Origin of the sequence: Halomonas sp. 1513 (assembly GCA_001971685.1) — a bacterium.
Lineage (GTDB): Bacteria > Pseudomonadota > Gammaproteobacteria > Pseudomonadales > Halomonadaceae > Franzmannia.
In genome coordinates this window covers 3,249,058-3,273,141 of sequence record CP019326.1, presented here as the reverse complement: position 1 = coordinate 3,273,141, position 24,084 = coordinate 3,249,058, and the positions used below count along the sequence as shown (strand labels likewise).

At 65.2% G+C, this 24,084-nt stretch carries 22 protein-coding genes; 16 read left to right on the top strand and 6 right to left on the bottom strand.

Annotation, left to right across the window (positions count from 1 at the left end):
* Positions 1 to 13 precede the first annotated feature (13 nt).
* The 3 genes from BWR19_14825 (at position 14) to BWR19_14815 (ending at position 5,516) form a co-directional block, all read left to right on the top strand.
* Entirely contained in the window at positions 14 to 1,204 is a 1,191-nt protein-coding gene (locus BWR19_14825; GenBank protein APX95049.1) for a CoA transferase, read from the top strand.
* A 64-nt stretch (positions 1,205 to 1,268) separates the two neighbouring features.
* Complete coding sequence (locus tag BWR19_14820) at positions 1,269 to 2,477, top strand: serine--glyoxylate aminotransferase (GenBank protein ID APX94105.1); 1,209 nt, start codon at positions 1,269 to 1,271, stop codon at positions 2,475 to 2,477.
* A gap of 27 nt (positions 2,478 to 2,504) precedes the next feature.
* Entirely contained in the window at positions 2,505 to 5,516 is a 3,012-nt protein-coding gene (locus BWR19_14815; protein APX94104.1) for an FAD-binding oxidoreductase, read from the top strand.
* An 8-nt stretch (positions 5,517 to 5,524) separates the two neighbouring features.
* On the opposite strand, the gene BWR19_14810 is transcribed toward BWR19_14815, so the two are convergent.
* Together BWR19_14810 and BWR19_14805 are read right to left on the bottom strand one after the other, a co-directional pair.
* Positions 5,525 to 6,823, bottom strand: coding sequence for a fuconate dehydratase (locus BWR19_14810; GenBank protein APX94103.1), 1,299 nt, complete (start codon positions 6,821 to 6,823; stop codon positions 5,525 to 5,527).
* A 118-nt stretch (positions 6,824 to 6,941) separates the two neighbouring features.
* The gene (locus BWR19_14805; GenBank protein ID APX94102.1) at positions 6,942 to 8,639 is read right to left on the bottom strand and encodes a lactate permease; all 1,698 of its coding nucleotides are present in this window, start codon (positions 8,637 to 8,639) and stop codon (positions 6,942 to 6,944) included.
* A gap of 410 nt (positions 8,640 to 9,049) precedes the next feature.
* Here BWR19_14805 and BWR19_14800 point away from each other — a divergent pair, with 410 nt between their 5' ends.
* Complete coding sequence (locus BWR19_14800) at positions 9,050 to 9,757, top strand: glutathione S-transferase (protein ID APX94101.1); 708 nt, start codon at positions 9,050 to 9,052, stop codon at positions 9,755 to 9,757.
* 12 nt (positions 9,758 to 9,769) lie between these two features.
* Here the strand turns inward: BWR19_14800 and BWR19_14795 are convergent, their stop codons facing one another.
* Both BWR19_14795 and BWR19_14790 read right to left on the bottom strand, forming a co-directional pair.
* Positions 9,770 to 10,432 (bottom strand): haloacid dehalogenase, encoded by a 663-nt coding sequence (locus tag BWR19_14795; GenBank protein APX94100.1) that lies wholly within the window; start codon positions 10,430 to 10,432, stop codon positions 9,770 to 9,772.
* On the bottom strand, positions 10,429 to 11,412 hold the full coding sequence (locus BWR19_14790) for a 2-dehydro-3-deoxygluconokinase (GenBank protein APX94099.1): 984 nt from the start codon (positions 11,410 to 11,412) through the stop codon (positions 10,429 to 10,431). The genes BWR19_14795 and BWR19_14790 overlap by 4 nt, the downstream gene beginning before the upstream one ends.
* Before the next feature lie 207 nt (positions 11,413 to 11,619).
* Between BWR19_14790 and BWR19_14785 the strand changes: the two genes are divergently transcribed.
* The 3 genes from BWR19_14785 (at position 11,620) to BWR19_14775 (ending at position 14,211) form a co-directional block, all read left to right on the top strand.
* Positions 11,620 to 12,144 (top strand): gamma carbonic anhydrase family protein, encoded by a 525-nt coding sequence (locus BWR19_14785; GenBank protein APX94098.1) that lies wholly within the window; start codon positions 11,620 to 11,622, stop codon positions 12,142 to 12,144.
* Between the two features lie 103 nt (positions 12,145 to 12,247).
* Positions 12,248 to 12,616, top strand: a complete 369-nt coding sequence (locus BWR19_14780; GenBank protein APX94097.1) for a phasin family protein — start codon at positions 12,248 to 12,250, stop codon at positions 12,614 to 12,616.
* 194 nt (positions 12,617 to 12,810) lie between these two features.
* Entirely contained in the window at positions 12,811 to 14,211 is a 1,401-nt protein-coding gene (locus tag BWR19_14775; protein APX94096.1) for a uracil permease, read from the top strand.
* Between the two features lie 4 nt (positions 14,212 to 14,215).
* Here BWR19_14775 and BWR19_14770 read toward each other — a convergent pair whose 3' ends face one another.
* Both BWR19_14770 and BWR19_14765 read right to left on the bottom strand, forming a co-directional pair.
* Complete coding sequence (locus BWR19_14770) at positions 14,216 to 15,019, bottom strand: iron export ABC transporter permease subunit FetB (protein APX94095.1); 804 nt, start codon at positions 15,017 to 15,019, stop codon at positions 14,216 to 14,218.
* Positions 15,010 to 15,633, bottom strand: coding sequence for an ABC transporter (locus BWR19_14765; GenBank protein APX94094.1), 624 nt, complete (start codon positions 15,631 to 15,633; stop codon positions 15,010 to 15,012). Before BWR19_14765 ends, BWR19_14770 begins: the two co-directional genes overlap by 10 nt.
* 174 nt (positions 15,634 to 15,807) lie before the next feature.
* On the opposite strand from BWR19_14765, the gene BWR19_14760 reads away from it, so the two are divergent.
* The 9 genes from BWR19_14760 (at position 15,808) to BWR19_14720 (ending at position 24,000) form a co-directional block, all read left to right on the top strand.
* Complete coding sequence (locus tag BWR19_14760) at positions 15,808 to 16,614, top strand: molybdate ABC transporter substrate-binding protein (protein ID APX94093.1); 807 nt, start codon at positions 15,808 to 15,810, stop codon at positions 16,612 to 16,614.
* Positions 16,614 to 17,282 carry a molybdenum ABC transporter permease subunit gene (locus BWR19_14755; protein ID APX94092.1) on the top strand — a complete coding sequence of 223 codons (669 nt, stop codon included), beginning with the start codon at positions 16,614 to 16,616 and terminating at the stop codon, positions 17,280 to 17,282. Before BWR19_14760 ends, BWR19_14755 begins: the two co-directional genes overlap by 1 nt.
* Positions 17,275 to 18,390, top strand: a complete 1,116-nt coding sequence (locus BWR19_14750) for an ABC transporter (protein ID APX94091.1) — start codon at positions 17,275 to 17,277, stop codon at positions 18,388 to 18,390. The genes BWR19_14755 and BWR19_14750 overlap by 8 nt, the downstream gene beginning before the upstream one ends.
* A gap of 16 nt (positions 18,391 to 18,406) precedes the next feature.
* Entirely contained in the window at positions 18,407 to 18,937 is a 531-nt protein-coding gene (locus tag BWR19_14745; protein ID APX94090.1) for a hypothetical protein, read from the top strand.
* A 274-nt stretch (positions 18,938 to 19,211) separates the two neighbouring features.
* The gene (locus BWR19_14740) at positions 19,212 to 20,222 is read left to right on the top strand and encodes a C4-dicarboxylate ABC transporter (GenBank protein APX94089.1); all 1,011 of its coding nucleotides are present in this window, start codon (positions 19,212 to 19,214) and stop codon (positions 20,220 to 20,222) included.
* Positions 20,223 to 20,288: 66 nt separating this feature from the next.
* On the top strand, positions 20,289 to 20,768 hold the full coding sequence (locus BWR19_14735) for a C4-dicarboxylate ABC transporter permease (GenBank protein ID APX94088.1): 480 nt from the start codon (positions 20,289 to 20,291) through the stop codon (positions 20,766 to 20,768).
* The gene (locus BWR19_14730; GenBank protein ID APX94087.1) at positions 20,758 to 22,062 is read left to right on the top strand and encodes a C4-dicarboxylate ABC transporter; all 1,305 of its coding nucleotides are present in this window, start codon (positions 20,758 to 20,760) and stop codon (positions 22,060 to 22,062) included. The genes BWR19_14735 and BWR19_14730 overlap by 11 nt, the downstream gene beginning before the upstream one ends.
* Before the next feature lie 51 nt (positions 22,063 to 22,113).
* Positions 22,114 to 22,425 (top strand): hypothetical protein, encoded by a 312-nt coding sequence (locus BWR19_14725; GenBank protein ID APX94086.1) that lies wholly within the window; start codon positions 22,114 to 22,116, stop codon positions 22,423 to 22,425.
* 189 nt (positions 22,426 to 22,614) lie between these two features.
* A complete protein-coding gene (locus BWR19_14720) occupies positions 22,615 to 24,000 on the top strand; it encodes a lysine 2,3-aminomutase (protein ID APX94085.1) in 1,386 nt (461 codons plus the stop codon).
* Positions 24,001 to 24,084 lie beyond the last annotated feature (84 nt).

Here is a 24,084-nt window from a genome sequence, read left to right as displayed (position 1 = left end):
CGAGGTGGAGCCGATGCTTCCCTTACACAATTTGAAAGTACTGGACATCTCCCAGATCATGGCCGGCCCCTACTGCACCATGGTGCTGGCCGACATGGGCGCCGAGGTGATCAAGGTCGAAAAGACCAACGGCGGCGATGACAGTCGCCAGATGGGGCCCTACGTCAACGACGAATCGACCTGCTTTTCGCAGATAAACCGCAACAAGAAGAGCATCTCCTTGAACCTCAAGGATGAGCGCGCCCGGCAGATATTCTATCGCCTGGCCGAAGACGCCGATGTGATCGTCGAGAACTACCGCACCGGGGTCACCAAGTCGCTCAAGATCGACTACGACACCATCAAGGCCATCAACCCCGGCATCGTCTACTGTTCGATTTCCGGCTACGGCCAGACCGGCCCCTACAGTCACCGCGGCGGCTTCGACCTGGTGGCGCAGGGCATGAGCGGCCTGATGTCGATGACCGGTGAACCCGGACGTCGACCACTCAAGACCGGCATCGCCGTGTATGACATCGGCGCCGGGATCACTGCGGTCTACTCGATCCTTGCCGCACATATCCATAAGATGACCACCGGCGAGGGCCAGCATATCGATATTGCCATCACCGAGTGCGGTCTGCCGTGGTTTGCATGGGAGGCGGCGGCCTATTTCGCCGAGGGCAGGGTGCCCCAGCCGACCGGTTGGCGGCATCGGGTGTCGGCGCCCTATCAGGCGATCAAGGCGCGCGACGGCTATCTGATGTTGGGCTGTGCCAACCAGCGTACCTGGGAGCGTCTGTGTGGCGACGTGCTGGAGCGCGACGACCTCATGGCCGACCCCCGTTTTCTCACCAACCAGGACCGCGGTCAGCACGTCGAGGACCTCGAGGCGCTGCTCGAGGAGATCATGGCTGAGCAGGACACCGACTACTGGCTGGCGCTGTGCGACAAGGCCGGGGTGCCGGCGGGCCCGATCAACGACTTCGGCCAGGCGATGCAGGACGAGCACTATCTGGCCCGCGGGATGGTCGAGGAGATGGATCACCCGGTGATCGGCAAGATGAAGACCATCGGCTTTCCCAGCAAGTTCTCGCGCACACCGTCGCAGATCCGTTCACCGGCACCGCTGTTTGGCCAGCATACCGACGAGGTGCTGACCACGACGCTCGGGTTGTCCCCGCAAGAGGTCGCCACCCTGCGCGCCGAGGGATGCGTCAAGTAAGACTTTTTTGATGACTTAAATTGCATTCATTATCAAAAGTACAACTGTCCGTGGAGACACCATCATGCTCAAGCTCGACTTCCATCCCTCCGGCCGCCATTTCCTGCAAATTCCCGGGCCGTCGCCGGTACCGGACCGCATTCTGCGTGCCATGAGCCTGCCCACCATCGACCATCGCGGCCCTGAGTTCGGTGCCTTGGGACTCGAGCTGCTGGCCAAGATCCAGAAGGTGTTCAAGACCAAGCATCCGGTGATCATCTATCCCGCCTCAGGCACCGGCGCCTGGGAAGCGGCGCTAGCCAATACCATGTCGCCGGGGGATCGTGTGCTGATGTTCGAGACCGGCCACTTTGCCACCCTGTGGCAGAAGATGGCGCGTCGGCTCAACCTCGAGCCCGAGTTCATCGGCCTGCCCGGCTATGAGGGCTGGCGACACGGTGTCCAAGCCGACATGATCGAGGCGCGGCTCAAGGAGGATAGCGGTCACGAGATCAAGGCAGTGTGCGTGGTGCACAACGAGACCTCCACCGGCGTCACCAGCAATATCGCCGCGGTACGCCGTGCCATTGACGCTGCCGGACACCCGGCGCTGCTGATCGTGGATACCATCTCGGGGCTGGCCAGCGCCGACTTCCGCCACGACGAGTGGGGTGTCGACGTCACCGTCTCCGGCTCACAGAAAGGCCTGATGCTGCCGCCGGGGATCAGCTTCAATGCGCTCTCCCCCAAGGCCATCGAAGTCAGCAAGACGGCACAGCTGCCCAAGAGCTTCTGGGCCTGGGACGAGATCCTCGAGGCCAACCAGAACGGTTACTGGCCGTATACGCCGAGCACCAACCTGCTGTATGGCCTCAACGAAGCACTGGACATGCTGCTCGATGAGGGACTCGACAACGTGCTGGCCCGGCATCAGCGCTGGGCGGCGGGCGTGCGCACCGCCGTCGAGGCCTGGGGGCTGGAGGTCCAGTGCCTGGAGCCCGAGGTCTATTCGCCGGTACTGACCGGGGTAGTGGTGCCGGAAGAGATCGACGCCGACGAGGTGCGCAAGATCATCTATGAGCGCTTCGATCTCTCGCTGGGCACGGGGCTTGGCAAGGCCAAGGGCAAGATGTTCCGCATCGGTCATCTGGGTGACTGCAATGACCTGACGCTGATTGCCACGCTTGGGGGCTGCGAGGCCGGCATGAAACTGGCAGGCATCTCGCTCAAGGGTAGCGGAGTGGCTGCAGCGCTCGACTACTTCGCCGCCAATCCGCTGACTTCCGCCGCTTGATCCGGTTGAACGACTGAGGAGGGCGGCATGACGTCCCTGACCGACAAGACTCAATCCCGCGATGCCAAGGTCAAGCCGGTGACCGAACTGGCGGCACGCCTGGCCCGTGAGCTGCAAGGCGAGGTGCTGTTCGATCAGGCCTCGCGGGGGCGCTACTCGACCGATGCGTCGATCTACCAGGTGACGCCGGTGGGGGTGGTGATCCCTCGCCACCAGGAGGACCTGGGGCTGGCGCTGGATATTGCCCGCGACGCCAGGGTGCCGGTGCTGGCCCGCGGTGCGGGCACCAGCCAGTGCGGCCAGACGGTGGGCGAGGCGCTGGTGATCGACACCACGCGCTATCTCAACGGCGTGGTCGAATTCGATGCCGAGGCACGCACGGTAGTGGTCGAGCCCGGTATCGTGCTCGACCACCTGAACGCCTGGCTCAAGCCTCACGGGTTGTGGTATCCGGTGGACGTCTCGACCAGTGCCCAGTGCACCATCGGCGGCATGACCGGCAACAACTCCTGCGGTTCGCGCTCGATCCGCTACGGCAACATGGTGCACAACGTACTCGGCGTAGAGGCGCGACTGGCGGATGGCAGCGAGGTGAACTTCGGCCATGTCGACCGGCTGGCCCAGGGCTCGGCGGAGCAACGCCTCGCCGAGCAGGTCAGGGCGATTGCCGAAGGCGTCGGGGCGGAGATTCGCGAGCACTTCCCCAAGGTGCTGCGCCGGGTCGGTGGCTATAATCTCGATCTGTTCGACTGCCAGAATCCCAAGCCCTACGACCCTGACGGTCGCGTCAACCTGGCGCATCTGCTGGTCGGTTCGGAAGGCACCCTGGGGGTCAGCCGGCGGATTACCCTGCGCCTCTCGCCGCTGCCTCAGCACAAGGTGCTGGGGGTGGTGAATTTCCCCACCTTCTATCAGGCGATGGATTTCACCCAGCATATCGTCAAGCTCGACCCCACCGCGGTGGAGCTGGTCGATCGCACCATGATCGATCTATCGCTGGAGAATCCGGCGTTTCGGCCGGTGATCGAGAAGGCCCTGATTGGCAAACCCGAAGCCATCCTGCTGGTCGAGTTCGCCGGCCACGATCAATCCGCACAGCGCGAGGCGCTGGCCAAGCTCAGCCAGCTGATGGGCGATCTGGGACTGCCCGGCAGCGTGGTCGAGATGCCCGAGGCCGGCGAGCAGAAGGCGCTGTGGAACGTGCGCAAGGCGGGGCTCAACATCATGATGAGCATGAAAGGCGACGGCAAGCCAGTCTCCTTCATCGAGGACTGCGCGGTGCCGCTGGAGCACCTCGCCGAGTACACCGACAAGCTCACTCAGGTGTTTCACCGCTACGGCACCGAGGGCACCTGGTACGCCCACGCCAGCGTTGGCACCCTGCACGTGCGGCCGATCCTCGATATGCGCCGCGACGGCGCCGAGAAGATGCGCGAGATCGCCGAGCAGGCCTCGGCGCTGGTGCGCGAGTACAAGGGGGCTTACTCCGGCGAGCACGGCGATGGCCTGTGCCGCGGCGAGTGGGTGGCCTGGCAGTTCGGCCCCGCCGTCAACGATGCATTTCGCGAGATCAAGCGGCTGTTCGATCCTGATAACCTGTTAAATCCAGGCAAGATCGTCGATACGCCGAAGATGGACGACGCCCGCTACTTCCGCTTTGCCAAGGACTATCAGGCGATACCGCTGACGCCGGTATTCGACTGGTCGGCCTGGAACGTCAAGCGCGACCCGCTGAGTGGCGAGCAGACGCCACCCGGCTCGGGGGGCGATGCCACCCATGGCCTGGCGATGGCGGTGGAGATGTGCAACAACAACGGCCACTGCCGCAAGTTCGACGCCGGCACCATGTGTCCCAGCTACCGTATCACCAAGGATGAGCAGCACCTGACGCGCGGGCGTGCCAACACACTGCGGCTGGTACTGTCCGGCCAGCTCGGCGACCACGGCCTGGCCGGTGACGACGTCAAGGAAGCGCTCGACCTGTGCGTCTCGTGCAAGGGCTGCAAGCGCGATTGCCCGACCGGCGTCGACATGGCCAAGTTCAAGATCGAAGCACGTACCGCGCGGGCGCGGGCCAAAGGGCTGAGCTTGCGTGACCGGATGGTCGGCGAGTTGCCGCGCTATGCCCCCTGGGCTAGCCGCTTCGCCGGTCTGGTCAACGGCGTCGAGCGGGTGCCGTTCTTGGCCCAGCGCATCAAGCAGGCGCTCAAGCTGGCGCCCCAGCGCGCATTGCCGGTCTTCGACGGCAATTTCCTGTCCGCGGCCGAGGCGCCCAGCGGTATCGCCGCGGGAGCGCGGGAGGTGCTGCTGTTCGTCGATACCTTCAACAACTATATGGAGGGCGACAATGCCAGGGCCGCCAAGCGGGTGCTGGAGGCGGCCGGCTATCGGGTGCATCTCAACGTAACGCCGGGCCAGCGGCCGCTGTGTTGCGGGCGCACCTACCTGTCGTCGGGGCAATTCGACAAGGCCAAGGCGGAGGCGCGGCGCACCCTCGATCAGCTGCTGCCGTTCGTCAAGCGCGGGGTGGCGATCGTCGGCCTCGAACCGTCGTGCCTACTCACCATGCGCGACGAGTTTCTGCAGTACGGGTTCGGCGATGAGGCCCAAGCGCTATCCGAGGCGGCCTATCTGTTCGAGGAGTTCCTGGTCGAGGCAAAGGCGGCCGATCAACTGCCGCTGGCGCTCAAGGCGCTGCCTCATAAGCGAGCCATGCTCCACGGCCACTGCCACCAGAAGGCCTTCGATGCACTGCGGCCGGTGGAGCAGGTGTTGGCGTGGATTCCCGATCTCGAAGTCGAGACCATCGAGTCGTCCTGCTGTGGCATGGCGGGCAGCTTCGGCTATGAGGCGGAGCACTACGACGCCTCGCTGCAGATGGCCGAGCTGTCGCTGCTACCGGCGATCCGCGAGGCGCACGCCGATGCGGTGCTGGTCGCCGATGGCACCAGCTGCCGTCATCAGATCAAGGATGGCAGCGGTCGCGAGGCGATCCACGTGGCACGCCTGCTGGAACAGGCGCTAGTGGACGTTGGCTGAGCGCTTCCCTAGTGTGTCTGCCAGGCGGGACCGTCCGGATAGACGTGTTCCGCCAGTGACGCGGGCTTGAGGGTAATGCTGTAGCCCGGTGCGGTGGGCACCTGGTAGTGGCCGTTACGGATCACTACCGGGTGCTCGAAGTGCTCGTGGAGGTGGTCGACGTATTCGAGGATGCGACCCTCCAGCGAGCCTGATACGGCGATATAGTCGAAGATCGAGACGTGCTGCACGTACTCGCAGAGCCCCACGCCGCCGGCGTGGGGGCACACCGGTACGCCAAACTTGGCGGCCATCAGCAGCACCACGATGACCTCGTTGAGCCCGCCTAGCCGCGCGGCATCGAGCTGGCAGTAGTCGATGGCTTCGGCCTGGAGCAGCTGTTTGAACATCACCCGGTTGTGGCAGTGCTCGCCGGTGGCCACGCCGATCGAGCCCAGCCGCTGGCGAATCTCGGCGTGACCGAGGATATCGTCGGGGCTGGTCGGCTCCTCGATCCACAGCGGATCGAATTCGGCCAGCTGGCGCATGTTGGTGATGGCCTCGTCGACGTCCCACATCTGGTTGGCGTCCATCATTAGCGCACGTTCCCAGCCGATCTCCTCGCGCAGTATCTGGGCGCGACGTCGGTCCTCCTCGAGGTTGCCACCGACTTTCTGCTTGAAGTGCGTCCAGCCTTCGGCCAGCGCCTCACGGGCCAGGCGCCGTACCTTGTCATCGTCGTAGCCGAGCCAGCCCGCCGAGGTGGTGTAGCCGGGGTAGCCGCGCGCGTGCATCTCCTCTTCACGCTGCTGGCGTCCGGCTGCCTGACGGCGGAGCAGGCCCAGCGCCTCCTCGGGGGTGATGGCATCGCTGACGAAGCGGAAATCGAGGCTCTTGACCAGCTGTTCCGGGGTCATGTCCACCAGCAGTTTCCACACCGGCTTGCCTTCCGACTTGGCCCACAGGTCCCAGAGTGCATTGACGATGGCAGCGGTGGCGAGATGGATCACGCCCTTCTCGGGGCCGGTCCAGCGCAGTTGGCTGTCACCGCTGGTGAGCCGGCGCCAGAACGTACCCATATCAGCGGTGATCGTCTCCAGTGTCTCGCCCTCGACCAGATAGGCCAGCGACTCTACGGCCTTGACGCACAGCTCGTTACCGCGGCCGATGGTGAAGGTGAGGCCGTGCCCCTCCAGGTCGCTATCGGTATGCAGGATGACGTAGGTAGCCGAGTAGTCGGGGGCGGCGTTCATGGCATCGGAGCCATCCAGCGAGCGAGAAGTGGGGAAGCGAACGTCCTGAACCGTGAGGTGGGTGATCGAGGTCATGGCTGTCTCCTGAGGTGTCATACTGTAATACTAGCTCGGTGGTTGCGTAGCCCGCAAATGACTGCGCCCCACCAATGAGGTGGGGCGCAGGTCATACAGATACCTCGAGGAGGCGTGGTTAATTACCCATCAGCGGATCCGTTACCCCGATCACGTAGAAGGCAATCAAGGCGATGATGCCGGTGAACGTCAGGTAGTAGATCGTCGGCAGAATGGTCTTGCGGATGGTCGTACCCTCGCGGCCCAGCAGGCCAACGGTGGCGGAGGCCGCGACCACGTTGTGGATGGCGATCATGTTACCTGCCGCGGCACCCACCGCCTGCAGGGCGACCATCATGGCCGTGGAGACACCCAGCTGCTCGGCGACGTTGAACTGGAACTCGGCGAGCATCAGGTTGGCAGCCGTGTTGGAGCCAGCGATGAAGGCGCCAAGGCCACCCACGGCCGGTGCGAACAGCGGATAGACACCGCCCACGCTGTCGGCCACGAACTGGGCCATGGCCACCGGCATCGAGACCAGGTCGGAGCCGTTGACACCGGAGTTGATCAGGATCCGCACCATGGGGATGGTGAAGATCAGCACGAAGCCGGCGCCAATGATGGTCTTGCTCGATTCGCCAAAGGCTTTCTGCAGGTCGGCGAACTTCATGCGATGGATCAGCGCGGTGAGCAGTACCACGAACACCAGGATGCCGCCGGGCAGGTAGAGCGGTGCTATCGCACCCGAGACACCGGCTTCACCGAGGATATTGTTCCAGCTCAGGACGACCGAGTTGAGCGCGTTGGTGACCGGCTCGACGGTGCGTGAGATCACCAGCAGCACGGCCAGCAGCACGTAGGGCACCCAGCCCATGAAGGTCGACAGCGGCTGCTTGCCGGCGATGTCGTCCATCTTGATCTCGAGCTTGCCGATCCACTCGTCGAGCCACTGCTCGCGGGGCGGGAAGTCCCAGGTGTCCTTGGGGATCAGGAAGCCGCGACGCGCCGCCGGAACGACGATGGCGAGACCCACCATGGCACCGATCATCGACGGGAACTCTGGCCCGAGCAGTACGCCTGCCAGCATGTAGGGCACCACGAAGGCTACACCGGCGAAGATCGCGAAGGGGGCGATCGACAGGCCTTCCTTCCACGAGCGGTTGGCGCCGAAGAAGCGCACCATGATCACCACCATGATCAGCGGCATCAGCACGCCGACGATACCGTGGATGATCGCCACTTCCGCAGCGATCAGCCGGAAGTACTCGGTCCAGGTGGCGCCGTCGGCGGCCAGACGTTCGGTAATGGCGCTCTGGTTCACACCGCCAGTAACGCCGACCACGATCGGCGTGCCCACGGCACCGAAGGAGACCGGGGTGGACTGGATCATCATGCCGACCACGACGGCGGCCAGTGCCGGGAAGCCGAGTGCCACCATCAGCGGCGCGGCCACGGCGGCGGGGGTGCCGAACCCGGAGGCGCCCTCGATGAAGCAGCCGAACAGCCAGGCGACGATGATCGCCTGGACGCGGCGGTCGGGGCTGATGCCGGAGAAGCCGTTACGGATGGCGGCGATGCCCCCCGAATACTTCATGGCATTGAGCAGCAGGATGGCACCGAAGATGATCCACAGGATCGAGACGGTGAGGATGAGGCCCTGCAACGAGGAGGCCACGACCCGGGTGAAGGTCATGTCCCAGGCGACCAGAGCGATCAGCGCGGAGACGACGAAGACGATCGGCATAGCCACCTTGGCGGCCATGCGAAAGCCTATCAGCAGTACACCGGCCAACAGCAATGGCGTGAACGCCAATAGCGCGAGTACAGTGTCATTCATGAGGCAAGTTTCCTCTTATTTTTCAAGCATCGCAGAAAATGCCTGCAACGGGAGCGAGACGCTTGCGTGTCCATGGGATATCAGTGATGACTGATATCCCGGCGAACCGTCGCCATGGACGGGTAGTGGGAAGATAATCGCATTGGCGACCTTGATGCCACTCGTGGGTAATTGGTATGACCACCCGGGGTGAGGGTGGGATGAGGATTTCTAACAATATGAAATTAAAGGATTAGTAGTTATTTCGTTGAGAAAAAAAAGGGCCATTTCCGGGCTCTCGACGAGGCTAGCGTTCGACTAATGGACAGTGGGTTATATCAGTGGCGGGCAGCAGGCTAAGCCAGTGATAGTCTGAGACTAATTATGTGATTGAGGGAAACGATAATGCTATTGGTGAGGAGTAAGCCCTGATGTCTCTCGTTCTATACGACCTTAGTGGCAAAGATGATGCGCTGCGATTTTCACCCTACTGCTGGCGAGTGAAGTTGGCGCTGGCACACAAAGGGCTCGACGTCGAAACGCGTCCCTGGCACTTCGTCGACAAGGACGCACTGGCCTTCTCTGGCCAGGGAGCGGTACCGGTGCTGGTGGACGGTGATGACGTCGTCTGCGACAGCTACGCGATCATGCGCTATCTAGATCGCGCCTATCCTGAATCGCCGCTGTTTGGCGACGAACACGCCGAGGCCCGCGCGCGTTTCTTCAAGTTCTACGCCGAGCGCTCGCTGGCGCCGGCGATCCTGCGCACCATCATCATGGATCTGCTCAACGCGCTGCATCCCGGCGATCGGCAATACTTTCGCGAGACCCGCGAGCAGCGCTTCCGGCGCAGCCTGGAGGACTTTCACTCGCCGAGTCGCGGCCTGAGCCAGCTCGATGCGGCCCTGGAGCCACTACGTGGCCGGCTCGATGAAGCCGACTTCATCGATGGCGAGGCCCCGGCTGCCGCCGACTACCTGGTGTTCGCCACCTTCATGTGGGCGCGGGTGGTATCGGCGGCGGATCTGGTCTCCAACGCCGATCCGGTCTACGCCTGGCTCGAACGCATGCTCGACCTGAACGGCGGCATGTGTCGCGCGGCGCCCCGCGTGGTCGACCTTCCTGACGGCTACCGCTGATCTGCGCCTAGGCTAGTAAAGGCTCAGCTCGGCCACCGCCGCGGGCAGCTCGCGGGCGTTATGGATGGCGATGGCGCCGGCGGGAGTGGTCTCGGCGTCGGGGAAGCGGTTGAGGTGAATCACCTGCATGCCGGCCTCGAGGCCGGCAGCCACGCCTACCGCTGCGTCGTCGATCACCACGCAGCACGCCGGCGGGTAGCCCATGCTGGCGGCGGCCTGCAGAAAAAGGCCCGGGTCCGGTTTCCACACCTCGAGGGTGTAGGCGCTGAACAGCCGCTCCTCGAAATGATGGCTGAAACCCACGCTCTCCATCGCGCAGCGAATCTTGGCCTCGGGGCCGTTGGAGACCACCGCCTTGGGGTGGGCGTCGAGTGCCGCCAGGGCGTCGGCCATGCCGGCGATGGGCATCAGCTCGGCGCGCATGCGCCGCTCCATCAGGGCGCGCATCTCCTGCTCCAGACGCCCGCGGCGCGCGGCGTCGAGAGCGCCGTGGCGCTGTTCGAGGGCGAGCACGATGGTCAGGAAGCGGACGCCGCGAAACGCCTGCATATACTGGCGTGGCGTGAAGGGCAGCCCGAAGCGCGGCAGCACCTCGGCCATGACCTCGGCGAGCAGGATCTCGCTGTCGACCAGGGTGCCGTCGGAGTCGAACAGCAGGCATAGCGGGGTAGTCATGCATCTATCTCCGGATGCGTGGCGATAAGGGCCTCGAGTCGTTGGCGGTCGGGCAATCCTTCCATGTCGCCGATGACCTTGACCGCCTCGGCGCCCAGCAGGTTGCCGCGCAGCACGGCCTGGCGCGGATCGAGCCCGTCGAGCAGGGCGCTGATCACGCCGACGGCAAAGGCGTCGCCGGCGCCCACGGTATCGACCACCTCGGCCACCGCGAAGCCGGGCACGCTGAGGCTCTGTTCGCGGCCGCCGAGCTTGCCGCGATAGTAGCCGCCCTGGGGGCCCAGTTTTATGACAACCGCCTTGGCACCGCGCTCGAGGTAGAAGTCGGCGATGCCCTCGGGAGATTCCTGTCCGGTCAGCCGCCGCCCCTCGGCGAGGCCGGGCAGCACCCAGTCGGCCTGGGCGGCGAGGTGATTGAGGGTGTCACGCATCTCCTCTTCGCTTTGCCACAGGCTGGGGCGCAGGTTGGGATCGAAGGAGATGCTCGCACCGGCCGCGCGGGCCTGGGCCAGCAGGTGGTGGGAGAGCTCCCGGGCGCTGGACGAGAGGGCGGGAGGAATGCCGGTGGCGTGGAGGTGCCTGAGGGCGCTGAGGTCGAGGTCATTGGCGTCGTCGCAAGACAGCCGACTTGCCGCACTGCCGCGGCGGAAGTAGCTGACCCGTGGATCCTGGCCATCCTCCGCGCGCTCCTTGAACAGCAGGCCGGTGGGGTTGGCGGCGTCGCTGACCAGATGGCGGCAATCCAGCCCTTCCTGCTCCAGGGTGCGGCGGATGAACTCGCCGAAGCCGTCGTTACCGACGCGGCTCAGCCAGGCGACACCGAAGCCGAGCCTGGCCAGGCCAATGGCGACATTGGTATCGGCGCCGGCGATCCTGCGCCGGAAGCGCTCGACCTCGGCCAGCGGCCCCGGCGTCTCGGCGACGAACATGGTCATGGCCTCACCGAAGGTGAGGATTTCGGGTGCAGGTACCGGGGGCATGCTGGGCATCCTGATCGTCTGATGACTGGCCGCGTATCGGCACCAAGAGTCAAGCCGATATGCTGCATCATCTTAGGTGTCATAACTGAGAAGGGACAAGCAGGCACTGCACGCGGCGCCACACACCACCAAGGCGCTATGGCAGAGGCCGGCATTGATAGGGTATCAATGGGAGGTCATAGGCCGAGTCCCAAGAGGAGAGATGAAATGGCGATCTATCGCTACGATGGCATGACCCCCGAGGTGCACGCCGACAGCTACGTGGCCGAAACCGCGGATGTGATGGGCCGCGTGGCGCTGCACAAGGGCAGCAGCGTGTGGTACCAGGCGGTGCTGCGCGGCGACAACGAGCTTATCGAGATAGGCGAGGGCAGCAACGTGCAGGAGGGGGCGGTGCTGCACACCGACCCGGGCTATCCGCTGACGGTGGGCAAGCGGGTCACCGTGGGCCACCAGGCGATGCTGCACGGCTGCAGCGTGGGCGACGGCGCGCTGATCGGCATTCAGGCGGTGGTGCTCAACGGTGCCAAGATCGGCAAGAACTGCCTGGTCGGCGCCGGGGCGGTGGTCACCGAGGGCAAGGAGTTTCCCGACAACTCACTGATCCTCGGTGCGCCGGCCAGGGTGGTGAAGACCCTGAGCGACGAGGCTATCGCCGCCATGCAGAAGGGCGCCGACAAATACGTCGAGCGTGGCCGGGTGCACCGCGAGACCCTCGAGCGGATCGACTGAGAAAATCTCCGCCATCGATGTTGCATTGCACAAAATGCTCTGCTATGTTGCACTGCAACGAAGGACGAAAAGCCTTCGCTCCCGAAACCTACGGAGGTGTCCAATGAGCAACGCAACTATCGATCAAGCCACTCAGCAGTTCGAATCCATGTTCTTCGGCCCGGCCCGTGCCTATGCGGCACTGAGCCTCGACTATGCCGAAAAGCTGCTGAACACCCAGTACGAAGCGGTCAAGGCCTATAGCGACGTCAGCATGAGCCAGGCACGCGCCATGCTCGACATCAAGGACGCAGAAGGTCTGCGTACTTACGTCGAAGGCCAGCAGAAAGTGGCCAAAGAGCTGTCCGAGCGCGTCAAGGGCGATGCAGAGAAAGTCGTCGCGCTGAACCAGGATTTCGTTCAGCAAGGCCAGAAGCTGGCTGAAGAGAACATCCAGACCGCGTCCAAGGCTGCCAGCAAGGCCGCCAAGTAACGCTCGACTCGCGCCATACGGCGTCGTGTTGAATCAGCCGCCACCCGCAAGGGTGGCGGCTTTTTTATTGCTGGGTCTGCGCAAGGAGTACTATGGAGGAGTTTTTGTATACAGTTAATGTCTACCAATCACTGCCTGTTATGAGGTAAGGTATTTGGTGCGGATTGTATACATAAAAACAGTAGAGTCCTGAGATGAGCACACCACAACACAGTCAATCGGTTTTCGATTTTCATGGCAGGCCACCGCTGGCCAAGGCGCTGCCGCTCTCCCTGCAGCATATCCTGGCGATGATCATGGGCACGGTGACGGTGCCGATCATCGTGGTTGGCGCCGTTGGTGGCAGCCACGCCGAGCAGATGACGTTGATCCAGATCTCGCTGGTGGCCTCGGCGCTGTCGACGCTGATCCAGCTCTACGGCATCGGCAAGCTGGGGGCACGTCTGCCCACCATCTTCGGCGTCGGCTTCGCCTATGTGCCGACGCTGGTCGCCGTGGGTGCCCAGTATGGTATCGGCGGTATTCTCGGCGCGCAGATCATTGGCGGTGTCACGATGATCGTGGTCGGGCTGTTCATTACCCGCATTCGCCATCTGTTCCCGCCGGTGGTGGCCGGCACGGTGGTACTGGTGATCGGCCTGTCGCTCTACGATATCGCGGTCAACTACATGGCCGGTGGCGTCGGGCAGAACGATTACGGCGACCCGCTCAACTGGCTGATTGCCCTGGTAACACTGCTGGTGGTGCTGGTGGTCTCCCAGTTCGGCCGCGGTTTCCTCAAGCTGGCGGCGATCATCTGCGGCATCGGCGTGGGCTACCTGCTGGCACTGGCGCTGGGGCGCGTCGACTTCAGCCCGGTGGGCGAGGCAACCTGGTTCAGTGCCCCCCGGCTGATGCCCTTCGAACTGGAGTTTCACGCCGCCGCGATCCTCTCGGTAGTGATCATCTGCGTGGTCAACTCGGTGCAGACCATCGGCGACCTGTCGGCGACCTCGGTGGGCGGCATGAACCGCGAGCCGAGTACCCGCGAATTGTTCGGCGGGCTGATGGGCAACGGTGCGACCACGGCGCTGGGTTCGCTGTTCGGCGCCATGCCCACCTCCTCCTACAGCCAGAACGTGGGTATCGTCGCCATGACCAAGGTGATCAGTCGCTATGTGCTGGCACTGGCGGCGCTGTTCATGCTGCTCGCCGGGCTGGTGCCCAAGTTCGGCGCGATCATGACCACCATTCCCTTCCCGGTGCTCGGCGGCGCCACCATCACGGTGTTTGGCATGATCACCATGACCGGTATCCAGTTGATCACCAAGGATGAGCTCTCGGCGCGCAACATGACCATCGTCAGCCTGGCGCTGGCATTGAGCATGGGCATCTATGCCGTCCCCGAGTCCATCGAGTATTTCCCGTCGATGCTGCAGCTGGTCGTGGGTGGCTCGCCGATCGTGGTGGCGGCGCTGGTGGCGTTCACCCTCAATCTGCTGTTGCCCAAGCGCAGCCTGGCGGACGAGGCCGCCGAGCGCGAGGCGATGGCGGCCAAGATGAATGCCGAGCGGGATGCCCCGGCGGATCAGTCCCGCACAGAGAGCCGTGCCTGACGCCTCATTGGCGCGGTCTCGACAGTCTGTCGAGGCGCAGCCGCTCGCGTTCATCGAACAGGCGACGGCTGCCGGCGGCGACGGCCGCCATGGTGCCGAACCCAGTACCCACGGTGATCGTGAACATCACTAATATCTGATATTTAACGGCCAGCGACGGCGGGCTGCCGGCGAGGATCTGCCCGGTCATCATCCCGGGCAGGCTGACCACGCCGGCGGCGGCCATGGCGTTGATGGTCGGGATCATGCCGCTGCGCATCGCCTCGCGGCGCAGGTCGCCCACCGCCTCCTGCCAGCGCTGGCCGAGCATCAGGCGGTTCTCGACCACCGCGCGCTGACGCCATACGCTGTCGGTCAGCCGATCCAGCGACAGGGCTACCCCGGTCATGGTGTTGCCGAGCATCATGCCCAGCAGCGGAATGGCGTACTGCGGCGTGTACCACGGTTCGGGGCCGACGATGACCGTCAGGGTCAGCACGGTGACGGTGAACGACGACACGAACATCGATAGCGTCCCGATGCCAAACGCCCACCCCCCGGTCAGGCGGCGTTTCTGGCGCGCCATCACTTCGCGTCCGGCGACCAGCAGCATGGCCAGTGCCATCAGCGCGACCCAGTGCAAATAGGCCACGGAGAATAGCGCCTCCAGCACCAGCCCGATCAGCGTCAGCTGAATCGCGGTCCGGGCGGCGGCGATCAGCAGGCTGCGACCCATGCCGAGTCGACTCAGCGCGCTGCAGCCGGCCAGCGCCATCACCATCAGGGCCGCGAGCCCCAGTTGCCACCAGGCCAGATCGATCACGTCCATGCTCGAGGCTCCAGCCGCTGGCCGGCAATGTGCAGGTGACGCGTTGCGACTCGTGCGATCTGCTGCATGTCGTGGGCGACCCACAGCGCCGCCAGCGGCGTGTCGCGAATCCGCTGGCGCAGCCACGCTTCACAGCGAGTGATGTTGTCGGCGTCGAGGTTGGCGGTGGGTTCGTCGAGCAGCAGTACCTTGGGCCGATGAGCGATCGCGCGCAGCAGCCCCAGACGCTGTTTCTCGCCTGACGAGAGCCGCGCCACGTCCCAGTCGAGGGTCTCGGCAGCGAAGCCCAGCTGCTGCAGATCCGCCTTCAGCGTTGCGCAGCGTGGGTCCGGGAAGTGTTCGCCGACTCGCTCGTACCACCACTGGCTGTCTGCCGGGATCAGCATGACTCGCTGCCGCCAGTCGCTGCCGCGCCAGTCGCGACGCGCTACCTTGCCTAGCCAGGCCTCACCGCCGTGGGGCTCGAGATCGGCAATCGCCCTCAGCAGTCGCGTCTTGCCCGAACCGCTGGGGCCGGACAGGCAAACGATATCGCCTGCGGCGATCTCCAGGGAGACCGCGTGCAGGTGGCCGATCGCAATGGCGTCAAGCCTCAGGAGTGGCGACTGCGGCATGGCATGGATCTCGGTAGTGCATGTCAGCGTGCTCGGTTCACTGGCATGCCGTGGCTGGGGCTTTGCCTTGGCAGCCTGCATCGTCGACAATTCACCCATGTGACGCAACTTGACCATTTGGTCAAGCGGCATGAAGATGCTGGTTGGCAAAAGACTGAATCACGGGGAAACCACATGCAGGGACTTCGGCGCGGACTCTTGATAGTGTTGCTGGCCTGGCTCCCGGCGCTGGCCCAGGCCCAGCAGCAGGCGCCCACCGTGGCCGCCGCCTCGGACCTGCAGTTCGCCCTCGAGGCCATCGCCGAGCGCTTCACCGCCGAGACCGGGCAGGCGCTGCGCCTGAACTTCGGCTCGTCCGGCAACTTCCGCCGCCAGATCGCCCAGGGGGCTCCCTTCGAGCTCTATCTCTCCGCCGACGAAGCCTACGTCGAGGCGCTCCACGCCGAGGGGCGCACCGTCGATGCCGGCGTGCGCTATGCGGTGGGGCGTCTGGTATGGCTGCAGCCGGCCGGACGCGATGACCTGCCCGGCGAGGACGCGCCGCTGGCTGCGGTGGAGCGCGCGGTGGCCAGCCTGCAGGCGGGAGAGGGACGTGCGCGCATCGCCCTGGCCAACCCCGAGCATGCGCCCTACGGTGTGGCCGCGCAGCAGGCGTTGGAGCATGCCGGGCTATGGGCCGAGATGCAGCCGCTAAAGGTGCTCGGCGAGAATGTTTCCCAGGCGGCGCAGTTCGCGCTGGGCGGCGACGCCCGCGGCGGCCTGGTGGCCTATTCGCTGGCCCTGGCGCCGGCGCTGGCGGCACGCTCGGACCATGTGCTGATTCCCGAGGCGTGGCATGCGCCGCTCAACCAGCGCATGGCGCTGATCGACGGCGCCGGCGAGACCGCCCGCGACTTCTACGCCTACCTGCAGCAGGACGCGGCGCGTGAGTTGCTCGCCGAGTACGGCTTTAGCCTGCCGTCAGGCGACGAGACGCCTTGATGGATTGGCGTGCGCTGACGGTCTCGCTGCAGTTGGCGGTCTTTACCTGCCTGCTGCTGATCCCGATTGGCCTGTGGCTGGGGCGAACCCTGGCGACCCGCCGGTTTCGCGGCAAGGCGCTGTGCGAGGCGGCGGTGGCGCTGCCGCTGGTGATGCCGCCCACCGTACTGGGTTTCTACCTGATGCTGGCGTTCGGCGTCGAGGCGCCGTTTGGCGCACTCTGGCAGCGGCTGACCGGCAGCGGCCTGAATTTCACCTTCAGCGGTATCCTGCTGGCCTCGCTGGTGGTCAACCTGCCGTTCGCCGTGCAGCCCATCCAGCGCGCCTTCGAAGGGGTGCCGAGCAATGTCCGCGAAGCGGCCTGGTGCTGCGGCCTCTCGCCGTGGCAGACCTTCGCCCGTATCGAACTGCCGCTGGTATGGCCCGGGCTGATCTCGGCGCTGGCGCTGACCTTCGCCCACACCCTCGGTGAATTCGGGGTGATCCTGATGGTGGGGGGCTCCATCGACGGCGAGACGCGGACGCTGGCGATCTCGATCTACGACCGCGTGCAGGCCTTCGACGAGGCCGGCGCGGGGATCATGTCGGCGATCCTGCTGGCGGTCTCCTTCGTGACCATCGGCGTGGTCTACGGCCTCGCCCGCCGCGGCAGGGGGCTGCATGTCTGAACCACCGCGCCTCGCGCCGGGCCTTGAGGTTCACCTGCAGCAGGCCGGGCCGATTCCATTGGCCGCCGATTTCCACTGTGCGCCCGGCGAACTGCTGGCACTGGTGGGTCCCTCCGGCGGCGGCAAGACCACCCTGCTGCGCGCCATCGCCGGCCTCTATCGGCCGGCGCGCGGAAGCATTCGCTGTGCCGGAGAGACCTGGTTCGATGCCGAGGGCGGCGTCTGCCTGAGCCCGCAGCGGCGACGTATTGGCCTGGTGTTTCAGGACTATGCGCTGTTTCCCCACCTCACCGCCCAGGCCAACGTGATGGCGGCGATGGATCATGTGCCGCGGGGCGAGCGTGCCGGGCGGGCGTCACGCTGGCTGGCCCAGGTGCGGCTCGAGGGGCTCGAGGGGCGCTACCCGGCGGCGCTGTCCGGCGGCCAGCGCCAGCGGGTGGCGGTGGCCCGGGCGCTGGCCCGCGAGCCGCGGACGCTGCTGCTCGACGAGCCGTTCTCGGCGGTGGACCAGGTCACCCGGCGCCGCCTGCAGCGCGAGCTCGCCCAGCTGCGCGAGATGATCGACATCCCCATCCTGCTGGTCACCCACGACCTCGAGGAGGCCGCGGCGCTGGCCGACCGGCTGTGCGTGCTGCAGGCCGGCGAGACGCTGCAGAGCGGGCCCGCCGAGGCGCTGTTTCGCCGCCCGGCGTCGCCCCAGGTAGCGCGTCTGCTCGACAAGCACAATGTCTTCGCAGGCCAGGCGCTGCGCGGTGGCGCGGGACAGGCCTGGGTGCAGTGGGGCCCCTACCGGCTCAGCGCCGAGCTGCCGGCCAGCGTTGAGAGTGGCGATGAGGTTCACTGGTATATTCCCCCATCGGACGTGGTGCTCCATCGCCGTGAGCGACCTTCTCGCGGTGAGCGCGAGAACCCCGTGCATGCTCGGGTCAGCGAGTTGATCGTGCTGGGTGGTATCGCCCAGGTCACCCTGAGCTTCGATCACACCCCGGATAGCCTGCGTTTCGAGATCGCCACCCATGCGGCGCGGCGCAATGGCCTGGCACAGGGCGAGCGGGTGAGCGTATCGCTACTGGCCGCTGGTGTGCATATCATGCAGGGCCAAGACTAAACGAGGAACGACGTCGATGAACCTGACCCGCCGCCAGCTACTGCTCGGCATGAGCGCTACCCTGATGCTGCCCAAGGCGCTGTTGGCGCAGGCCGACGCTGGCCAGCCCATGGACTTTGCCCGTGATACCCTGGCCATTCATAGCCAGCACGGGCCGCATAAGCTCGAGGTCGAACTGGCCGAAAGCCTTGCCCAGCGCGCCCGGGGGCTGATGGATCGCGATGAACTGGCCAGCGATGCCGGCATGCTGTTCGTCTACTCGGAACCCCAGTCGTCGCGCAGCGGCTTCTGGATGTACCGCACTCGGATCCCGCTGGATATCGCCTTCATCGACGAGCAGGGGCGCATCGTGACCATCGCCAGCATGACGCCCTGCACCTCCTCGGATCCCAGCGAATGCCCGGTGACGCGCGCCGATGCCCGCTATATCGCCGCGCTGGAGGTCAACGCCGGCTATTTCGCCGAGCACGGCATCGAGGAGGGCGACTGTGTCGCCATTCCGGATGCCGCCCTGCAGTGCGTCGGCGAGCTGGACGAGGCGGTATAGCGCGGCGAACTCGTTGGTCGCCGACTTACACCTTGGTGTAAGTGGCTTTCTTTCAACGCCTGGCGCTCTACAATAGGCCAGTGAGTCATCGCGCTCCGGCTCGCCGGCCTTTTCACCCCCAGGCTGGCCAGCGTTTACTGAAGATTCCGCCACAAGCGGCCGATATCGCCTTGCTATCCCAAGGCGGCAGCATGACGACCCGCGCCCCGTGCGCCCCGATACCAATAAATGGCCCGCCGCCGAGTGGCGGCGCCCTCTGCTGCAAGGACATTCCATGACCCTGTCACGCCGCTTGACCCATTTCACCGTTGCGCTGGCCGGTGCCGCGCTGCTCTCTACCTCGCTGTCGGCTCAAGCCCGCGAGCTGTCGGTTTCCACCGTGCTGTCCGACGCCTTTCCCTGGGGTCAGGCCGCGGAACGCTGGGCGGAGCTGGTCGAGGAGCGCAGCGACGGGCGCATCACCCTGCGCGTCTACCCCAACTCGCAGCTGGTGTCCGGCGATCAGACCCGTGAATTCTCCGCGATGCGCTCGGGGCTGATCGACCTGGCCGTTGGCTCGACCATCAACTGGTCGCCGCAGGTGCCGGAGCTCAACCTGTTTTCGCTGCCGTTCTTCATTCCCGATGAGTCGGCGGTGGACGCCGTCACCGGCGGCGACGCCGGCGAGATGGTGTTCGACGCCATCGAGTCTCGCGGCGTGGTGCCGCTGGCCTGGGGCGAGAACGGCTTCCGCCAGCTCTCCAATTCGCGCGGCCCGATCAGTGCGCCGGAGGATCTCGACGGGCTGCGTATCCGCGTGGTCGGCTCGCCGCTGTTCCAGGATACCTTCAGTGCCCTGGGCGCCGACCCGACCCAGATGAGCTGGACCGACGCCCAGCCGGCGCTGACCACCGGCGCCGTGGACGGTCAGGAAAATCCGCTCTCGGTGTTCGACGTGGCGCGTATCGATCAAGTGGGGCAGGAGTACCTGACGCTGTGGAACTACATGAACGACCCGCTGATCTTTGCCGCCAACCAGCGTGTCTGGGAGTCCCTCGACGAGGCTGACCGCGAGATGCTGCGTGAGACCGCTATCGAGGCCGGTCAGTGGGAGATCGCCATGACCCGTGAGCAGGAGCCGGAGCGGCTTGCCGATATCGAAGCGCGTGGCGTGAACGTGACCGAGCTCAGCGATGAGCAGCACCAGGCCTTCGTCGATGCCACCCAGGCGGTCCACGAAAAGTGGGTGCCGCGGATCGGCGAGGCCATTGTCGAGGCCGCCCAGGCGTCGATGGACGCGCGCTGATTCTCGTTGTAATCCTGCCTGCCGCCCCTGCTGCACGAGGGGCGGCGCCTTTTTTGCGAGGTAGTCATGAAGGTCTCTCCCGACGCGCGCCCTGAACGCTGGCTGGCGTCACTGGCGCTGGTGATCATTGCCGTGATCAGCCTCGGCAACGTGGTGACCCGCTATGTGACAGGCGGCTCGCTGGCCTTCACCGAGGAGTTCTCGGTATTTCTGCTGGTGGTGGTGACCTTTGCCGGCGCCTCGGTGGCGCTGCGTCGCAACGGTCATATCCGTATCGGGTTGCTGGAGCGGGCGCTGCCCAACGGGCCGCGCAAGGTGTTGATCCTGCTGCAGTGGCTATGCGGTGTGACGGTGCTGGGGCTGGTGACCTGGTTCGGCGCCAAGCTGACCTGGGAGGAGTACCAGTGGCAGTCGCTGTCGCCGGGGATCGGCCTGCCGCAGTGGTGGTACATCATCTGGCTGCCGCTGCTCTCCGGGGCGATGCTGATCCGCCAGACCCAGCAGACCTGGGACCGGCTGACCGGGAGGCTCGCCGATGAGCCCTGACCTGTGGATGCTGCTGGCCTTTGCCGGGCTGCTGATCGCCGGCGTGCCGGTGGCCTTCTCGCTGGGCTTGGCCGGGGCGGTGGGCATCGTCATCGGGCTATCGCCGGAGATGCTGGCGACCCTCGGCACCAATACCTATAACAGCGTCGCCAAGTACCCGCTGATCGCCATCCCGCTATTTATCCTTACCGGTCTGCTGTTCGAGCGCGCCGGCGTGGCGCTGCGCCTGGTGCGCTTCGCCCAGGCGCTGATCGGGCCGCGTCACGGCGGCCTGGCGGTGGTGGCGGTGCTGGTGTGCATGATCATGGGCGGCATGAGCGGCTCGGGGCCGGCGGATGCCGCGGCGGTGGCCATGGTGATGCTGCCGAGCATGACCAAGGCGGGCTATCCCAAGCCGTTCTCGGCCACGCTGATCGCCGCGTCGGCCTCCACGGCGATCCTGATTCCGCCCTCGGTGGCGCTGATTCTCTACTCCATCGTGGTCCCCGGCGTCGACCTGCGCGCGCTGTTCGCCGCGGGGCTGTTCCCGGGGATCCTCGCCGGCCTGGCGATGATGGTGCCGGCGCTGCTGCTGTCGCGCCGCTACGGCTGGGAGGGCGGCACCCCGGTGGAGGGCGCCGAGCATCTCAAGGTCGGCGAGACCTTCAAGCAGGCGCTGCCGGCGCTGTTTGCCCCGGTGCTGATCCTCGGCGGGCTGCGCTCTGGACTGTTCACGCCCACCGAGGCGGCGGTCGCGGCGGTGGCCTACGGCATCGTGGTGGGGCTGTTCTTTACCCGCGAGCTCAAGTGGCGCGACCTGTGGTCGCTGTTCGGCGAGGCGGCGGTGATCTCCGGGGTGGTGATGCTGATCATCGCCCTGGCCGGGATCTTCGCCTGGGCCGGCACCATGCTCGGCACCTTCCGCGACATGGCGGAGTGGATCATCGCGCTATCGGACAACGGCGTGATGCTACTGATCCTGATCATGCTGGCGGTGCTGGTCGCCGGGATGCTGCTGGATGCCATCTCGATCTACCTGATCCTGATGCCGATCCTGATTCCGGTGATGCAGCACTTCGAGTGGAACCCGGTATGGTTCGGTATCCTGCTGGCGATGAATATCGCCATCGGCCAGTTCACGCCGCCGGTGGCGGTCAATCTGATGGTCACCACCGAGGTGGCCAAGATCCGCCTGGAGCAGACCGTGGGCTGGGCGCTGATCTTCGTTGCCGCCATGGGCAGTGCGCTGGCGCTGGTGGCCGTGTTCCCCGAAATCGCCCTATGGCTGCCTCGCGTGCTGGGCTACAACGTCTGAGGTTTGCGCATCCAGCGACTACGCTTAAGGCAGTAACACGAGGTGAAGCGTATGCGACAGGGCATGGCCGTGACACTCAGCGCGCTGCTGGTAGGCATGGCGGTGGCGGGTAGCGTAGTGGCCGAGACGCGTGCTCAGCCGCGGGTCGAGGTGGTGATCCCCCTCGAGCTGCTGGTGCCGGCGCCGCGGCCGGACGAGCCGGCGAGCCCGGCGGTGCCCGCGACGCCCGATGAACCACTGGTGCTCGATTGTCGAGGGCTCGCCGAACGCATCGAGCAGCTGCGCTCGGGCACTACCGTGGGCACGCGACAGCTGCGCGAGCGCCGCGAGCTGCAAGGCCGCTACCGGCGCGCCTGCCGATAATCCATTTGTGGCATTTGGTCGCTCTTTAAGCGACATTCGTTGCAAATGTGCGCAGAAACTTGCAACGCCACACCCTAGCCTGTACCAATGGCTCTCCCCGATGAACGCCATACGGCGCCGCTGCCGCTGCCTGCCAGCTGTGAAGCGCGCGGCCGGCCCGCGCGCCGAGCAGAATAAACAGGAGATGGCATGAATCAGCCAGTCAATGCCGACCTCGAGAGAGCCGCCAGCGCCTTCGAGGCACGCCAGTTCAAGGTTTATACCCATCGCCAGCTCGACAAGATCGAGGCGATCCAGTCTCTGCCTGACGACCTGCGTTTCGATATGCGGGTGGTCAGCCAGGTACTGCCGTTCCGGGTCAACGAGTACGTGATCGAAGAGCTGATCGACTGGAACAATGTGCCCGCCGATCCCGTGTTTCAGTTGACCTTTCCCCAGCGCGGCATGCTGCGCCCCGAGCACTTCGAGGAGGTGGCCGAGCTGGTACGTCGCGAAGCGCCGGCAGCCGAGATGAAGCCGGTGATCGAGCGGGTTCGCAGCGAACTCAATCCGCATCCGGCGGGGCAGATGGATCTCAACCTGCCGCTGCTAGACGGCGAGCCGCTGCCCGGAATGCAGCACAAGTACCGCGAGACGGTGCTGTTCTTCCCTAGCCAAGGGCAGGTGTGCCACAGCTACTGCACCTTCTGCTTCCGCTGGGCGCAGTTCGTCGGCGACAAGGAGCTCAAGTTCGCCTCCAGCGAGGCGGGTTCGCTGCATCGCTACCTGGCCGAGCACACCGAGGTCACCGACCTGCTGATGACCGGCGGCGACCCCATGGTGATGAAGGCCAAGCACCTGCGCCAGTACCTGGAGGGGCTGATGGCGCCGGAGCTGGACCATGTGCAGGACATCCGTATCGGCACCAAGAGCCTGACCTTCTGGCCCTACCGCTTCGTCACCGACCCCGACGCCGAGGATATCCTCGAGCTGTTCCGCGAGCTGACCGCCGCCGGCAAGCATGTGGCCTTCATGGCGCACTTCAACCACTGGAAGGAGATGGACACCCCGATCTGCCACGAGGCGATCCGCCGCATCCGTGCCACCGGGGCGGAGATCCGCACCCAGGCGCCGCTGCTGAAGCACATCAACGACGACGCCGACCAGTGGGCGCGCATGTGGACCACCCAGGTACGCCTGGGGATGATTCCCTACTACATGTTCGTGGAACGCGACACCGGCGCCCGCCACTACTTCGAGGTGCCGCTGGTGCGTGCCTGGGAGATTTACCGCGAGGCCATGAAGCAGGTGCCGGGGCTGGCGCGCACCGCCCGCGGGCCGTCGATGTCTGCCGATCCGGGCAAGGTGGAGATCCAGGGGGTCACCGAGATCCGCGGCGAGAAGGTCTTCGTGCTGCGTTTCATCCAGGGCCGCGACAGCGACTGGGTGCAGCGGCCGTTCTTTGCCAAGTACGACGAGGAAGCCACCTGGCTCAACCACCTCGAGCCCGCGCTGGGTGAGCGCGAGTTCTTCTATGAGGCCGAATTCGCGGCCATGAAGGACGAGAAGCAGGCATTGATCGTTAAGGCATCCTGAAATAAAGCCAAAATTAACGATCCCTAAACGCTGATGACACCTAGACTGAACGGGTATCGGGCGAGCGCTAGCAGAAGCTCGCAC

Excerpts from the sequence above, each read along its gene's own strand:
- BWR19_14825 (APX95049.1), top strand. The coding sequence starts at position 14 with ATGCTTCCCTTACACAATTTGAAAGTACTGGACATCTCCCAGATCATG.
- BWR19_14820 (APX94105.1), top strand. The coding sequence starts at position 1,269 with ATGCTCAAGCTCGACTTCCATCCCTCCGGCCGCCATTTCCTGCAAATT.
- BWR19_14815 (APX94104.1), top strand. The coding sequence starts at position 2,505 with ATGACGTCCCTGACCGACAAGACTCAATCCCGCGATGCCAAGGTCAAG.
- BWR19_14810 (APX94103.1), bottom strand. The coding sequence starts at position 6,823 with ATGACCTCGATCACCCACCTCACGGTTCAGGACGTTCGCTTCCCCACT.
- BWR19_14805 (APX94102.1), bottom strand. The coding sequence starts at position 8,639 with ATGAATGACACTGTACTCGCGCTATTGGCGTTCACGCCATTGCTGTTG.
- BWR19_14800 (APX94101.1), top strand. The coding sequence starts at position 9,050 with ATGTCTCTCGTTCTATACGACCTTAGTGGCAAAGATGATGCGCTGCGA.
- BWR19_14795 (APX94100.1), bottom strand. The coding sequence starts at position 10,432 with ATGACTACCCCGCTATGCCTGCTGTTCGACTCCGACGGCACCCTGGTC.
- BWR19_14790 (APX94099.1), bottom strand. The coding sequence starts at position 11,412 with ATGCCCCCGGTACCTGCACCCGAAATCCTCACCTTCGGTGAGGCCATG.
- BWR19_14785 (APX94098.1), top strand. The coding sequence starts at position 11,620 with ATGGCGATCTATCGCTACGATGGCATGACCCCCGAGGTGCACGCCGAC.
- BWR19_14780 (APX94097.1), top strand. The coding sequence starts at position 12,248 with ATGAGCAACGCAACTATCGATCAAGCCACTCAGCAGTTCGAATCCATG.
- BWR19_14775 (APX94096.1), top strand. The coding sequence starts at position 12,811 with ATGAGCACACCACAACACAGTCAATCGGTTTTCGATTTTCATGGCAGG.
- BWR19_14770 (APX94095.1), bottom strand. The coding sequence starts at position 15,019 with ATGGACGTGATCGATCTGGCCTGGTGGCAACTGGGGCTCGCGGCCCTG.
- BWR19_14765 (APX94094.1), bottom strand. The coding sequence starts at position 15,633 with ATGCCGCAGTCGCCACTCCTGAGGCTTGACGCCATTGCGATCGGCCAC.
- BWR19_14760 (APX94093.1), top strand. The coding sequence starts at position 15,808 with ATGCAGGGACTTCGGCGCGGACTCTTGATAGTGTTGCTGGCCTGGCTC.
- BWR19_14755 (APX94092.1), top strand. The coding sequence starts at position 16,614 with ATGGATTGGCGTGCGCTGACGGTCTCGCTGCAGTTGGCGGTCTTTACC.
- BWR19_14750 (APX94091.1), top strand. The coding sequence starts at position 17,275 with ATGTCTGAACCACCGCGCCTCGCGCCGGGCCTTGAGGTTCACCTGCAG.
- BWR19_14745 (APX94090.1), top strand. The coding sequence starts at position 18,407 with ATGAACCTGACCCGCCGCCAGCTACTGCTCGGCATGAGCGCTACCCTG.
- BWR19_14740 (APX94089.1), top strand. The coding sequence starts at position 19,212 with ATGACCCTGTCACGCCGCTTGACCCATTTCACCGTTGCGCTGGCCGGT.
- BWR19_14735 (APX94088.1), top strand. The coding sequence starts at position 20,289 with ATGAAGGTCTCTCCCGACGCGCGCCCTGAACGCTGGCTGGCGTCACTG.
- BWR19_14730 (APX94087.1), top strand. The coding sequence starts at position 20,758 with ATGAGCCCTGACCTGTGGATGCTGCTGGCCTTTGCCGGGCTGCTGATC.
- BWR19_14725 (APX94086.1), top strand. The coding sequence starts at position 22,114 with ATGCGACAGGGCATGGCCGTGACACTCAGCGCGCTGCTGGTAGGCATG.
- BWR19_14720 (APX94085.1), top strand. The coding sequence starts at position 22,615 with ATGAATCAGCCAGTCAATGCCGACCTCGAGAGAGCCGCCAGCGCCTTC.